Origin of the sequence: Serratia sp. B501, assembly GCF_051172315.1 — a bacterium.
GTDB lineage: Bacteria > Pseudomonadota > Gammaproteobacteria > Enterobacterales > Enterobacteriaceae > Serratia > Serratia ureilytica.
In genome coordinates this window covers 200,208-215,048 of record NZ_JBPIZB010000002.1, presented here as the reverse complement: position 1 = coordinate 215,048, position 14,841 = coordinate 200,208, and the positions used below count along the sequence as shown (strand labels likewise).

General features: G+C 52.3%; 10 protein-coding genes. 8 read left to right on the top strand and 2 right to left on the bottom strand.

Annotation, left to right across the window (positions count from 1 at the left end):
- Positions 1 to 12 precede the first annotated feature (12 nt).
- Positions 13 to 1,845 carry an outer membrane assembly protein AsmA gene (asmA, locus tag ACSBQV_RS07435; RefSeq protein ID WP_099783552.1) on the top strand — a complete coding sequence of 611 codons (1,833 nt, stop codon included), beginning with the start codon at positions 13 to 15 and terminating at the stop codon, positions 1,843 to 1,845.
- A 45-nt stretch (positions 1,846 to 1,890) separates the two neighbouring features.
- On the opposite strand, the gene ACSBQV_RS07430 is transcribed toward asmA, so the two are convergent.
- Complete coding sequence (locus tag ACSBQV_RS07430) at positions 1,891 to 3,684, bottom strand: hypothetical protein (RefSeq protein WP_099783554.1); 1,794 nt, start codon at positions 3,682 to 3,684, stop codon at positions 1,891 to 1,893.
- A gap of 277 nt (positions 3,685 to 3,961) precedes the next feature.
- Here ACSBQV_RS07430 and dcuC point away from each other — a divergent pair, with 277 nt between their 5' ends.
- Positions 3,962 to 5,314, top strand: coding sequence for an anaerobic C4-dicarboxylate transporter DcuC (gene dcuC / locus ACSBQV_RS07425; RefSeq protein WP_099783556.1), 1,353 nt, complete (start codon positions 3,962 to 3,964; stop codon positions 5,312 to 5,314).
- A gap of 31 nt (positions 5,315 to 5,345) precedes the next feature.
- Here the strand turns inward: dcuC and ACSBQV_RS07420 are convergent, their stop codons facing one another.
- On the bottom strand, positions 5,346 to 6,929 hold the full coding sequence (locus ACSBQV_RS07420; protein WP_033642457.1) for a TerC family protein: 1,584 nt from the start codon (positions 6,927 to 6,929) through the stop codon (positions 5,346 to 5,348).
- A gap of 618 nt (positions 6,930 to 7,547) precedes the next feature.
- On the opposite strand from ACSBQV_RS07420, the gene galU (ACSBQV_RS07415) reads away from it, so the two are divergent.
- The 6 genes from galU (ACSBQV_RS07415) (at position 7,548) to ACSBQV_RS07390 (ending at position 14,840) form a co-directional block, all read left to right on the top strand.
- Positions 7,548 to 8,444, top strand: coding sequence for a UTP--glucose-1-phosphate uridylyltransferase GalU (gene galU / locus ACSBQV_RS07415; protein ID WP_033650760.1), 897 nt, complete (start codon positions 7,548 to 7,550; stop codon positions 8,442 to 8,444).
- Between the two features lie 53 nt (positions 8,445 to 8,497).
- Positions 8,498 to 9,391, top strand: a complete 894-nt coding sequence (gene galU, locus ACSBQV_RS07410) for a UTP--glucose-1-phosphate uridylyltransferase GalU (RefSeq protein ID WP_033650605.1) — start codon at positions 8,498 to 8,500, stop codon at positions 9,389 to 9,391.
- Positions 9,392 to 9,827: 436 nt separating this feature from the next.
- A complete protein-coding gene (locus tag ACSBQV_RS07405; protein WP_099783683.1) occupies positions 9,828 to 10,964 on the top strand; it encodes a polysaccharide export protein in 1,137 nt (378 codons plus the stop codon).
- A gap of 10 nt (positions 10,965 to 10,974) precedes the next feature.
- Positions 10,975 to 11,409, top strand: a complete 435-nt coding sequence (locus tag ACSBQV_RS07400) for a protein-tyrosine-phosphatase (protein WP_033650606.1) — start codon at positions 10,975 to 10,977, stop codon at positions 11,407 to 11,409.
- A 12-nt stretch (positions 11,410 to 11,421) separates the two neighbouring features.
- Positions 11,422 to 13,599 carry a tyrosine-protein kinase Wzc gene (gene wzc, locus ACSBQV_RS07395; protein ID WP_099817907.1) on the top strand — a complete coding sequence of 726 codons (2,178 nt, stop codon included), beginning with the start codon at positions 11,422 to 11,424 and terminating at the stop codon, positions 13,597 to 13,599.
- A 104-nt stretch (positions 13,600 to 13,703) separates the two neighbouring features.
- On the top strand, positions 13,704 to 14,840 hold the full coding sequence (locus ACSBQV_RS07390; RefSeq protein ID WP_099783562.1) for a glycosyltransferase family 4 protein: 1,137 nt from the start codon (positions 13,704 to 13,706) through the stop codon (positions 14,838 to 14,840).
- Position 14,841 lies beyond the last annotated feature (1 nt).

Genomic DNA, 14,841 nt, shown 5'->3' with positions numbered 1-14,841 from the left:
CAAGAGGGTGGCATGAGAAGATTACTGACGACATTGGCGATTTTACTGGTGGTGGTGGTGGCGGGGATGTCCGCGCTGGTACTGCTGGTCAATCCGAATGATTTTCGCGGTTACATGGTCAAAAAGGTCGAGCAGAAGAGCGGCTATCAGCTGACGCTCGAAGGCGACCTGCGCTGGCATATCTGGCCGCAGCTCAGCATTTTGGCCGGGCGCATGACGCTGACCGCGCCGGGCGCCAAAGCGCCGGTAGTGAGCGCGGAAAATATGCGCCTCGATGTCAAACTGTTGCCTCTGCTGTCGCATCAGCTGTTTGTGAAACAGGTGATGCTGAAAAACGCCGTCATTCGCCTCACGCCCGATAGCGAAGAGCATTCGCAGATGGATGCCCCGATCGCGCCGGCCGGCACTGGCACAGACGCGGCAGATGCGGCCTGGAAGTTCGATATCGATAATCTGCGGGTCGTGGACAGTCTGCTGATTTGGCAGCGCGCCGACAATGAGCAAATCAATGTCCGGGATATCAATCTCACCCTGCAACAAACGCAGACGCGACAGGCGCAGCTGGAACTTTCCAGCCGGGTCAACCGCGATCAGCGCGACCTGACCTTCAGCATGGCGGCCGATGTCGACTTGCAGCAGTTCCCTCGCCAGATTGGCGCCAAAGTCACCCAGTTCAATTATCAACTGGCGGGTGCGGATATTCCGAACGGCGGTATTCAGGGAGAGGGCAATGCGCAGGTGGTCTATCAGCAGACGCCGGCGCAGATTGCCGTCAGCCAGCTGAGCGTCAGTGCCAATAACAGCCAATTGACCGGCGATATCAGCGCCACGCTGGGGGCGGTGCCCGGCTATGTGGTGAACCTCAATTCGGCTAACCTCGATCTCGATGCGCTCTCCGGCTGGCAATCCAGCACCAATGCCGCCGAACAACCCGCCGTGACTTCCGCGCCGGTGATCGCCAGCCAGGTTGACGATCGGCAGCAGAATTTAGAGGCGCTGCGCGATTTCAATGCGCAGTTGAATCTCCAGGCCGCGCAGTTGACCTATCGCGGTATGAACGTCACTCAGTTGGCCGTCGTGGCGGACAACCAACGCGGACTGCTGACGCTGCATAAACTCGCCGGACAATTGGCCGGCGGTGATTTCTCCTTGCCGGGCTCGCTGGACGCGCGCGGCAATAAACCGGTGATCAGCGTGCAGCCGGCGCTGAACCAGGTTGAACTGGGCACGGTGCTCAAAGCCTTCGACATGCCGCAGATGTTGACCGGCAAATTCAGCATGAAAGGGGATTTGACCGGCGATCGCCTCTCTTCACAGTCATTTGAGCGCCGCTGGCGCGGTACGGCGCAGCTGGCGATGCAGGATGCGCAGCTGCATGGCCTGAACATTCAGCAGCTGATCCAGCAGGCTGTGGCGCGCAACGATAACAGCGTGCGTGGGCAAGACAGCTATCAGCGTTATACCGAGGTCAAAAACGTCTCGGCGCAGGCCAGCCTGAATCAAGGCACGATCAAGCTCAGCGGTCTGGCGGCGGATTCTCCTTTGCTGGCGCTGACCGGTGCCGGCAGCATCGATATGCCGGGCAAACAGTGCGATATGGCGCTTAACGTGCGCGTCACCGGCGGATGGCAAGGGCGCGGCGAGCTGATCGAGCAACTGCAAAAAACGCCGATCCCGCTGCGGGTCTATGGGCCGTGGCAACAGCTCAACTATCAACTGCAGGTCGATCAGGTGTTGCGTAAAACGCTGCAGGATCGGGCTAAAGATGCGCTGAACAAATGGGCTGAAAAGAACAAGGATTCGCGCGAAGGTCAGGATCTGAAAAAGCTGCTCGACAAACTTTGAGTCACATCAAGGGGGCTTTGCCCCCTTGATCTAACATGACTGGAATTAATCGGCGATTTTTCCGTATCCTTTCCACACGCCGGGCGTACCCGCCGTCACACATCGCCAACCATCCCATCCCCCAGCGGCAGGTGCGCTGTTGATCACTCTGTCACCTTGACTATAGGTACCGGAGGTGGGAGCCGCAGTGCCATACATTGTGCGTACATTGCCTGGAATAGCGATGCGGAGCCGTTTGCCGAATATCTCATTGCCTGCAATGTTGTTCGCGTAATACACGCCGTTTATACAGTTAAATGCCATATTGCCTAACACGGTGCTATTGATGAATGAGTGGGAAAGCTGAGGCGTATCCTTAGGGTCGGAGAACGTGACATCTTGGGTTACCAGGACGCCATCAAAATGCGCGCCTAAAGCGGGGTTCACCGAACCTTCGACGACGAGAGCGTTCATCGAACCGCCAAACCACCTCAAAGAGCCTGCGGTATTCTTTAAGACGACATTTGCGGCAACCACATTGGAAAACTGGTGATTGCCGTTGTACGCGGAGAGATTTATGTTGCCGACCAAGCAATTTGATAATGCCAACGTGCCTCTTTTTCCTTCGGCACGGACAGTAAGATCGCCGCCTAAGCCTCGGCCGCCGGAAATCGTCGTTCTGCCATAGCCGTTAATAAGCACCGCATTTCTAAAACGAGAACCCGCATGTTCAGATATCTGTACATCTGCGTTGGCGATTTCCATGAAATCTCTTTTCCCCCACATCGCTTTGTCTCTTATTTCAGCGTGGGTCTGATTAAACATCAATCCGATGCCGCTGATGATACGAATGTAAGGGCTGCATTTGTTGTTTTCAATTTGACAATTATTAAATCTGATCATGTTGCACGCATCATTTTTTATCGTGCTGGTCAGTAATAACGCAGGGTGAGTGGTCTTCGTATTATCAGAAGTATCGCCACTTGAATAACCGCCGTCTTGAATATTGGTGGCTTCAAAGACGGAGTCTTGCACTTTGTCCAACCAAAGATTACAACCATTGAATGAATATATTTGAAGGTTGTTAGTATATACGTAGCCGACATTTGCCAGTCGAATAGCACTCAGTGTATAGTTCATGCCGTCAAACGACAGGTTTTCGATACGCAGCCCCCAGCTGAATTTCTTCTCTGTATTATATTCTATTAAAATTATATTGGGGTCGTCAGGGTTTTCGCTCGGCCGAATAATGCAATTACGTGTATTACTGCCGCGAAGTACACCCGCCCAATTTCCGGGGATCTTGACCACTCCTGGTTGCAGGTAGGTCATGCCGCTTGGGAAGACAAGTTCGACACGATAGTTGTTGACGATGGACTCCTGTAAAATTTTGGCATTCAGTGCGCCATATTGTGGTGAGCCTATTCGTATTCCCAACCATTCCAGAGGCCAAATGTTGGTAGAGACGGATTCAAGTCTGATCCAACACCAATCTTCATTGACACGAACGACGATGCCGTTTTTCTCTTTAAGATCGGTCGATTTAACCGCATAAAACTCTCCTCCGCCGGAGGATTTTAAGGTGTCTGTCGCATAGAAACTGACGACATCGATTTTTTGATTGGGAAATTGCGGTATTACTTTCCTTAAAGTGTCGATGTCTGGACAGCGACCAATGTATTTCGCGCCGTCATATTCCGCTAGTTTTAAAGACATTGCAGAGAGCGTATTGGTTGACTGCAAGTCTTTTTCTTTCTCAGGGGGAATAATGCTGCGAATATTATCCGTTGCGTACGTTTTTCCGACTAAAATACCCGATGTTCCGGCTATTATTGTTTTTACAAGATTACGCCTATTCATGTAAATGACCTCTTTGATAGCGGTAGGGCCAGAACCCTCAACTATACTAACAGCGAAGTGTGAATGAACAAATTTAAGTTGTTAAATGCGATTTCTTAACCTCGCTTCTTGTTTATTCCTGTAGAGCCTGAAAGGCGGGTTTCGGCCGTGTATCTGCTAGAGGTGCGCCGGAGATTACCAAAAAATAGTTTACTGAATTGATTTGTATCACTTGTCGTGGCTGAGGATTTCACTACTATGCCAGAAAAATTTATCTTCTCTGCTTTTTGAGGTTCATATGGTTGAGCTCCTTATTGGCGCCGCAGTCGCGGCGGGCGTGGGCCGTTACATTATCAAGGGATATTCCGCTACCGGCGTCTTGTTGGTGGGGGGGCTGCTGCTGCTCGGCATCAGCGCGCTGATGGGAAAAACGCTGTTGCCGTCCGGCGCCGTCTCAACCGGCTGGCGCGCGACCGACATGATCGAGTACGTCAAGATTTTGCTGATGAGCCGCGGCGGCGATCTCGGCATGATGATCATGATGCTGTGCGGCTTTGCCGCCTACATGACGCATATCGGCGCCAACGACGTGGTCGTCAAGCTGGCTTCGCGTCCGCTGCAGATGATCAATTCGCCTTATCTGCTGATGGTGGCGGCGTATTTTGTCGCTTGCCTGATGTCGCTGGCGGTCTCTTCCGCCACTGGCCTCGGCGTGCTGCTGATGGCGACGCTGTTCCCGTTGATGGTGAACGTGGGCATCAGCCGCGGCGCGGCGGCTGCCATTTGCGCTTCGCCGGCGGCGATTATTCTGGCGCCGACGTCCGGCGACGTGGTGCTGGCGGCCAAAGCGGCGGAGATGCCGCTGGTGGACTTCGCGTTCAAAACCACGCTGCCTATCTCGATTGCCGCCATTGTCTGCATGGCTGTGGCGCATTTTTTCTGGCAGCGTTATCTCGACAGAAAGAGCAATGAACAACATCACATCATGGACGTCAGCGAAATCAAAACCCATGCGCCGGGATTTTACGCGATATTGCCGTTTACACCGATCCTCGGCGTGCTGATTTTCGACGGTAAATGGGGACCGGAGCTGCACATCATTACCGTGTTGGTGGGGTGCATACTGTTGGCGGCATTGATTGAGTTCGTGCGCAGTTTCAGCGCGAAACAGGTATTCAGCGGCCTGGAAGTGGCTTATCGCGGCATGGCGGACGCATTCGCCAGCGTGGTCATGCTGTTGGTGGCCGCCGGGGTCTTCGCGCAAGGGTTGAGCACCGTCGGCTTTATCAGCGGGTTGATCGGGCTGGCGCAGTCGTTCGGCACCGGCGGTTTGATCATGATGTTGGTGCTGGTGGTGATCACCATGCTGGCGGCCATGACCACCGGCTCCGGCAATGCGCCGTTCTATGCGTTTGTCGAACTGATCCCGAAACTGGCGGCGCAAATGGGCGTTAACCCGGCTTATCTGGTGATCCCGATGCTGCAGGCGTCTAATCTCGGCCGCACGCTGTCGCCGGTCTCCGGCGTGGTGGTGGCGGTCTCCGGCATGGCGAAAATCTCACCGTTCGACGTGGTGAAGCGCACTTCGGTGCCGGTGATTGTCGGGCTGGTGGTGGTGATCGTGGCGACGGAGTTGCTGGTTCCCCAGTAAAACCAAGGCCGGGCAATGCCCGGCCTCAATGTTAAACCTCGTAGTCCTCCGGTGGGGGAGGCGGGGTGATCTTCACTTTCAGGATACGGTGGCTGTTGACCTCCAACGGCTCAAACAGGTAGTCACCGATCGTGATTTGTTCGCCTTCTTGCGGCACGCGCTGGCTGTGTTCCATCAGCAGCCCCGCCAGCGTGTGGTATTCACGCTTTTCTTCCAGCGGCATCGGCAGGTACAACACCAGATCTTCCAGCGGCATATAGCCGTTGGCGGTCCAACTGCCATCCTCGTTTTGCTGAATGTCGTGGCGTGCATCCACCTCTTCGCCGGCCTCCGGCAGGTTGCCGGCGATGGTTTCCATCACGTCCGTCAGGGTGACGATGCCTTCGACGGAACCGAACTCATCGACCACAAACGCAAAGTGCGTCTGTGCCTGGCGGAATTGCTCAAGGGCGCTCAACAGCGTGAGCTGTTCCGGGAAGATCAGCGGTTGGCGTATCAGCGCGCGCAGATCCAGCGGCGCCTGCGCCAGCTGCTGTTTGAGGACGTCGATAGTGTGGATAACGCCCAACGGCTCATCGCTGGCGCTGCTTTCTACCACCACGATGCGCGTGTGTTGATTGCGCTCCAGCAATTGCGTCAGCTTCTCCTGCGGATCGTTCAGCTCAAGGTATTCGACGTCGTGACGTGAGGTCATGATGCTGCTGACCGTGCGCTGCGCCATACCCAGCACGCGTTCGATCATGCGCCGCTCTTGCTGATTGAAGATCTCGCCGTTTTCGCTGTCGCTGTCGGCCAGCAGATTGGCGGAATGACTGTCGACCTCGGCTTCTTCATGTTTGCCGCTCAGCATGCGTAGCACCGCCTCGGCGGTACGCTCGCGCAGCGGCCGCACCTTCGACAGGAAACGACGGCGGTTGAATTGCGCCAGTTGGTTCAATGCTTCGATCATCACCGAGAAGCCGATCGCCGCGTAGAGATAGCCTTTCGGAATGTGGTAGCCGAAGCCCTCCGCCACCAGGCTGAAACCGATCATCAGCAGGAAGCTCAGGCACAGAATGACGATAGTCGGGTGAGCGTTGACGAAGCGCGTCAGCGGTTTGCTGGCCAGCAGCATCAGGCCGATGGCGATACAGACCGCGATCATCATCACCGCCAGGTGGTCGACCATGCCGACCGCGGTGATCACCGAGTCGAGCGAGAAGACGGCATCCAGCACCACGATCTGCGCCACCACCGGCCAGAAGCGCGCGCCTTTGCGTGTGCCATGCTGCTCTTCATCCTTGCCCTCCAGCCGCTCGTTCAGCTCCATGGTGGCTTTGAACAGCAGGAATATCCCGCCGACCAGCATGATCAGATCGCGGCCGCTGAAGGGGTGTTCTGCGACGATGAACATCGGTTTGGTCAGCGTCGCCAGCCACGAGATGGAGGCGAGCAACGCCAGACGCATCACCAGCGCCAGCAACAGACCGACGACACGAGCCTTATCTCTTTGTTGTTTTGGTAGTTTATCCGCCAGAATGGCGATGAAGACAAGGTTGTCTATACCCAGAACGATTTCCAGCACGACCAATGTGGCCAGGCCGGCCCAAATTGTTGGATCAGCGATCCATTCCATACGCCCAATTTCACCTGTAAGTTCTACGGCTTATGCCGCACGGGAATGATGGGCGCTGAGGCGGCAAAATTCAACTCTAATCCGGGACATGTCGACAAAAACGGGCGTTGCAAGACTTTGCGCAACAAATATTGTTCGCCGATGCTGGGCATGAAAGCGGCGGGCGGTATCAGGCTGTTTTTGCCGGAATACGCCTCGCTCATAAAAAGAACGTCTCTATAAATCTATTTAAATCAAAATATTAAAATCTCTCTCCACGTCAGGAGCTCGTTACGGTATGTGGCATGAGTAGTCTTATTCTGAAAACGGCTGGCTGGGGGGATCTAAGGCTTGTATCACTTGGACATTAGTATAAGAATCCTAGCCATATAAACGTCAGTAACTAACATTGTTTGGTTATAAAGGCTCCAGTTTTTTTATTGTTTTGTGAGCGGTGCGGCAATCCAGATTAAGAGCAAATGCCGCTTTACAAAAAGTGATTTAGCTCACGGGGTGACGTGAGTGAAAACGTCAATAACAGTACTTTGGTAGCTGCAAGCCAAGGGCGGTAGCATGCTTGATGAATGTTCCCTTTTTACTTGCCGCGGGGATGCAGCGCCACGATGAATTGGAATGAAAATGCAGAAAAGACTCAAGGCAGTGATCCCTGTAGCGGGCTTGGGAACCCGAATGTTGCCGGCAACCAAAGCCATCCCTAAAGAAATGTTGCCGGTGGTCGATAAGCCCTTAATTCAGTACATCGTCAGTGAGTGCGTAGCGGCGGGCATCAAAGATATCGTTTTGGTTACCCATTCATCAAAAAATGCGATTGAAAACCATTTCGATACCTCCTTTGAGCTTGAGGCGATGCTCGAAGCGCGCGTGAAGCGTCAGTTGTTGGCCGAAGTAAAAAGCATTTGCCCACCGGATGTGACCGTGATGCAAGTGCGCCAGGGCCAGGCGAAAGGACTGGGACATGCCGTATTGTGCGCCAAGCCGATGATAGGCGATTCTCCTTTCGTGGTGCTGCTTCCGGATGTTTTGCTGGATGATGCAACCGCGGATCTGCGCACAGAGAATCTGGCCAGAATGCTCCAGCGTTTCGACGAGACGGGATTCAGCCAGATTATGGTTGAACCGGTGCCGGAACAGGATGTGTCCAAATATGGCGTAGTTGACTGCGCCGGCGCGACGATCGCTGTGGGTGAAAGCGCGCCGATGACGGCCGTGGTAGAGAAGCCGGCTCGCGAGGATGCGCCTTCCAATCTGGCGGTTGTTGGCCGTTATGTGCTTGCCGCCGATATTTGGCCGTTGCTTGAAAAGACGCCACCCGGCGCGGGCGATGAGATCCAACTGACCGATGCGATCGCGATGTTGATGGATGAACAAACGGTGGAAGCGTTCCACATGAGCGGTAAATCCCATGATTGTGGTGACAAGCTTGGCTACATGAAGGCATTTGTGCAGTATGGATTGCGTCACGGTTCCGAAGGCGAAAACTTCAGCCGCTGGTTGAAGCAGACGTTGAATAAGTAACAGGCTGTCGCCACTGCGGCTGAAAGCGATCACCAGATTGAATGAGGGCTACTATGACGAAGTTGAAAGCGGTTATTCCTGTGGCAGGGCTGGGTATGCGTATGCTTCCGGCGACCAAGGCGATTCCGAAAGAAATGTTGCCGATCGTAGATAAACCGCTGATTCAATACATTGTCAATGAATGTGTTGCTGCCGGGATCAAAGAGATCATCTTGGTGACGCATTCTTCTAAGAACGCCATCGAAAACCATTTTGATACCTCATTCGAGTTGGAGGCGATGCTGGAGGCTCGTGTGAAACGGCAGCTGTTGGATGAGGTGCAGTCGATAACGCCAAAAGGCGTCACGCTGATGCATATACGGCAGGGGCAGCCAAAGGGGTTGGGCCACGCGGTGCTCTGTGCCAAACCTTTGGTCGGTGATTCGCCGTTTGTCGTTCTGTTGCCGGATATCTTGCTGGATGACGCAAAAGCCGATTTGAAGAAAGACAATCTGTCACACATGATTGCGCGCTTTGAACAAACCGGTCTGAGCCAGGTGTTGGTTCAGACGGCGGATGAACACGTCCTGCATGACTATTCTGTGGTGCAGTGTGAAGCCAGCAGCCTGGCTCCTGGCGAAAGCGCTCGTATCACGTCGATTATCGAAAAACCGGCGCCGGAAACCAAGTTGGAATCCAACTATTCGGCGGTGGGACGTTATGTGTTGTCAGCGGATATTTGGCCTCTTCTGGAGACGACCAAACCGGGGGCCTGGGGCCGTATTCAACTGACCGATGCGATTGCCGAATTGTTGAAACACAAACCGGTAGAGGCAACAGAGTTGGTTGGGGAGTCGTTCAACTGTGGTGAAAAACTGGGGTACTTGCGGGCGTTTGTCACCTACGGTTTGCGTCATCCTACTCAGGGCAAGGCTTTCCGGGAATGGGCTGAACAGCTGGCGTTTTGAACTAGACTGGATGGTTTCCCATCGGCCCGATCACTGTAAGGAAATCAGGAGAGTGGTTGAATTTTGGGGAATTTCACTGTCTCAATTTTTATATTAGTATACATTCAATAGCGGGTTGCTGAGTTGCATTGGCGAGTGATTTTTGCACGAACTTGCCAGGCTGCTCTGCAATATACTGTTATTAATACAAATTAAAGCCCGAATCGGCCCCGGCATCGATTTTCGCCAATGCGAGGCTTCTCAGCTTATTTATCTTGCCAATAATAGCTTTGCTCTTATCAACGGCAGATAAACGTTTTTGAAAATTGCAACAGGGCGCTTATTGAGAGACGGCGCAGCAAGTGTCAGGCATTTTGATAAGGTTACAGCGACGCAGCCACGGTTGGCTAGCATTGTAGCTTTGCAGATACATTTACTTGAAAGTGATGATAATTTGATGGCAAAACGACAATTGAAAGTGATATCGCTATTGATATCAATCAGCGTAATCAGTGGATGCACGGTGTTTCCTGGAACCCATTTATCGACCAGTGGAAAAGAAGTCGTAAAACAAGAAGATGCTGACTTCGACATTGATAAGCTGGTTAATATTTACCCTATGACGCCTAAGCTGCTGGATTCGTTGCGTCCTGCGAAAGTGATCGCACAGTCCAATGAGCAATTGGATGCGTCGCTGAGCAAATATGAATACCGGATTGGTGTGGGTGACGTTCTTAACGTGACGGTCTGGGACCATCCTGAGTTGACAACGCCGGCTGGTCAATACCGCAGCGCCAGTGACACCGGTAACTGGGTGCATGCCGACGGTTCAATTTTCTATCCTTATATCGGCAAGGTGAGCGTGGTAGGCAAAACGGTCACCGAAATCCGCGATCAAATCGCCAGGAGACTGGCGCAATACATTGAAAGCCCACAGGTTGACGTCAATATCGCCGCTTTCCGTTCTCAGAAAGCGTATGTGACGGGGGAAGTCGCCAAGTCGGGCCAACAACCGATCACCAACGTGCCATTGACGGTGATGGATGCCATCAACGCCGCCGGCGGGCTGACCGAAAATGCAGACTGGCGCAATATTATTCTCACGCACAATGGCAAAGAGTCGAATCTGTCTCTGCAAAAGCTGATGCAGAATGGCGATCTGACGCAAAACCACCTGCTCTATCCTGGCGATATTCTGTATATCCCGCGTAATGACGACCTGAAAGTATTTGTGATGGGGGAAGTCAGAACGCCGGCCACGCTTAAGATGGATCGCAGCGGTATGACGTTGACGGAAGCGTTGGGAGCAAGCCAGGGGATAGCGCAGTCCAGTGCTGATGCGACAGGCATCTTTGTTATTCGACCTCTGCATGGCACTCAGGGCAATAAACTGGCGAACATCTATCAGTTGAATATGTCGGATGCGACAGCCATGGTGATGGGGGCAGAGTTCCACCTTCAGCCTTATGACATTGTCTATGTCACTGCGGCGCCGGTCGCTCGTTGGAATCGTCTGGTCACGCAGTTGGTGCCAACCATTGACGGCTTCAACAACCTGACGGAAGGTACGCTGCGTATTCGTAACTGGCCGTAGAGGATACGCTATGTTTGATTCTGTTTTGGTTGTCTGTGTTGGAAATATCTGCCGTTCTCCGACGGGGGAGCGGCTGTTGAAAAAACATCTGCCACAAAAAAAAATCGCGTCGGCCGGTATCGGCGCACTCGTCGGTAAGCCGGCGGATGAGGCTGCGGTGGCGGTGGCGGAAGAGCATGGTCTTTCTTTGGATAACCATGTTGCACAGCAGTTGACCAAGGAAATGTGTCGTGAATATTCGCTGATACTGGTGATGGAAAAAAGTCACATTGAGGCCGTTTGCCGTTTAGCCCCCGAAGTCAGGGGGAAAACCATGCTGTTCGCTCACTGGATGGGGCAGGCTGAAGTTCCTGATCCGTATAAGAAGAGTCACGAAGCGTTTGAGTTTGTATATAACCTTCTGGCTGAAGCTGCGCAGAAATGGGCAAAAGCATTAAATCGTTAACCAGAGATGACAATGATTGATAATAGCAAACTGGGTCCGGCTGCGGGCGCAAGTAATGATGAGATTGATTTAGGTCGGTTGCTGGGAACGCTGCTGGATCATCGGTGGCTGATTATAGGGATTACGACATTCTTTGCCGTGATCGGCATCGTCTATTCTCTGTTCGCAACGCCTGTATACCAGTCGGATGCATTGATTCAAGTTGAACAAAGTTCGGGTAACTCGATCCTCAATAACCTTTCCGAAATGTTACCTACGGCACAGCCTGGCTCTGCGGCGGAGATTGAGCTGATCAAATCCCGCATGGTGCTTGGCAAAACCGTCGCAGATTTGAACCTGAATACGGTCGTCGAACAAAAATACTTCCCGATCTTTGGGCAGGGTTGGAATCGTTTGATGGGGAACGAACCCGGCAAGATAGCCTTGTCGCGTTTGTCTATTCCTTATTCATGGAATGAAAAAGACCTTGAGCTGGAAGTGATTGATAAAAACAGTTTCGCTCTCAGCGTTGATGGTGATGAATTCCTCAAAGGCAAAACGGGTGAGCTGGTCAATCAAAAAGGTGTGACCATGCTGGTCAGCGAAATTGACGCGGCGCCTGGTACGGTCTTCAAAGTGACCAAGCGCAGCGATCTGATGGCTATTAACGCGTTGCTCGCGGCGTTGACGGTTGAAGATAAAGCCAAGGACACCGGCGTGTTGGCGTTGACCCTGCAAGGGGAAGATCCTGAGCTGGTGGGTAAAACGCTCGACAGCATTTCGAAAAATTATTTGCTGCAGAACGTTGAGCGTAAGTCGGAAGAAGCGGCCAAGAGCCTCGAATTTCTGAAAGAGCAGTTGCCGCAGGTGAGAACCTCTCTGGACATCGCCGAAGATAAGCTGAATAAGTTCCGTCAGGACAATGATTCCGTCGATCTGTCGCTTGAAGCCAAGTCTATGCTGGACAGCGTGGTTTCTGTCGAGGCACAACTGAATGAGTTGACCTTCAAAGAAGCTGAGATATCGAAGCTGTACACTAAAGAGCACCCGGCATATCGTGCTTTGATGGAGAAGCGTGGGACCCTGGAAGGGGAACGCGCGAAGCTGAACAAACGTATTAGCGTAATGCCTAAGACGCAGCAGGAAATCTTGCGGCTAACCCGAGATGTTGATGCGGGTAAAGAAATCTACATGCAGCTGCTGAATAAGCAACAAGAGCTTGGGATCACCAAAGCAAGTACCGTGGGTAATGTGCGTATTGTCGATCCGGCGGTGACACAGCCAAAACCGGTTCAGCCACGTAAAACCTTGATTGTTCTGCTGTGTGTGGTATTGGGCGGGATGTTCTCCATCGGCATCGTGGTGCTTAAAACCATGTTGCACCATGGAATCGAGAGCCCTGACGAGTTGGAGCAGCGGGGAATCAACGTCTACGCCAGCATTCCATTGTCTGAATGGCAGCAGAAAAAAGACCGTGAAGTATTGCTGCGCACTCATCGTAAGTCCAATACGCGCGCTAACTCGTTGCTTGCCGTCGGCAACCCGGCTGACCTTGCCATCGAAGCCGTTCGCAGTCTGCGCACCAGCCTGCATTTTGCGATGATGGAAGCGAAGAATAATGTGTTGATGATTTCCGGCGCCAGTCCAAACATCGGTAAGACCTTTGTCAGTATCAACCTGGCGGCGGTTATCGCTCAGGCGGGGCAGCGTGTGCTGGTTATCGACGCCGATATGCGAAAAGGGTATTCACACACACTGCTGGATGCCAATTGGCAAAATGGTCTGTCTGATATTTTGTCAGGCAAAATCGATGCGGCCAGCGCGGTTCGCCCTACGCAAATTAACGGAATGGACTTCATTCCTCGCGGTCAGATTCCACCGAATCCTTCTGAGTTGCTGATGCACAGCCGTTTTGCCGATTTGGTCGAATGGGCGGACAAGCATTATGATCTGGTTCTGATCGATACCCCGCCTATCCTGGCTGTCACCGATGCGGCAATTATTGGCCACCATGTCGGTACGGCGCTGATGATCGCGCGCTTCGGTATGAACACGGTTAAAGAACTCGAGATCAGCGTGCGCAGATTCGATCAAAACGGTATCGAGATCAAAGGCATTATTCTGAACGCCGTTGAACGTCGCGCAAGCAGCTATTATGGCAACTACGGTTACTACCAGTACGAATACAAATCTGGCGGTAAAGACGCGTAATAAAGCAAATCTCCCTTCAAGAGGTTATAAGTGTCTTTATAACCTCTCTTTATCTAAAGCGCCTAGTCTTACGGCGCCGAAATACCTGATAAAAACCGGCTATTATGAATATATTAATTGTTAATACATTATATGCACCATTCAAGGTTGGCGGCGCGGAAGTGTCTGTGCAACTTTTGGCGGAAGAGCTGGTTTCAAAAGGCGATAGAGTTCGCGTAGTTTGTTTACACGATGAAAAGTTCAGAAAGCAGACGGAAATAAATGGCGTTGAGGTGGTTTATTTACCGCTGAAAAATCTGTACTGGCCTTTCAGTAATGAGCAAAAAGGGAAGTTGTCAAAAGTCGTCTGGCATTTGGTTGACAATTTCAATCCAATGATGGGAAAGGCTTTCTCCAGAGAGTTGGATAATTTTAATCCCGATGTGGTACATACCAATAACATCAGTGGCTTTTCTGTTGCGATTTGGGACTGTGTCAAAAAAAGGAATATAAAACTCGTCCATACGGCTCGTGATTATTATCTCTTTCACCATAACTGTACGCTGTTTCAACATGGGGAAAATATGGATGTAGGTTCTGCAGCGGTCCAGTTGACATCTATGGTGAAAAAGCGAAAAAGCCAGAATGTCGATAGGTTTGTCGGCATCAGCAAATACATCTCTGCATTGCATCAAGATAATGGCTTTGCCATTAATGCCCGACACAGCCACATATACAATCCGATAAAAAAATGTCATGTTGCCGACCAATCGTCGTCGGTTATCCGGATTGGCTTTATTGGCCGTTTGACCGCAGATAAAGGGTTCAAGGCGTTCTGCGCCAAAGCGTTGGAAATGACGATACCGGGTGAGGTGGAGTTTTACGCTGCCGGGCGTTTTTCCTCCTCCGATGAAGGCCGCGCCTTGCAACTCAGGGCGGAGGAGGCTGGCGTCCATCTGTTGGGGTTTGTGCCGGTAGAATCCTTCCTGGCTCAGATTGATATGGTTTATTTGCCTACACTCTGGAATGAACCGTTTGGCCGAGCAGTAGCGGAAACGGCTGCTGCCGGCAAGCACGTCTTCACTTCTTTCGCCGGTGGCGTTGCTGAAATCGCTGAACATTACCCCAATGTATATCAGCTAAGTGAATTTACGTTGGAAAAACTGCGAATCTTAAAAAATGAGCGCGTCGAGTTTGTTGATGTGAATCCCTTTGACGCCGGGCGGTTGGCTGCGGGTTATCAAGAGGTTTATAAGAGCTGAT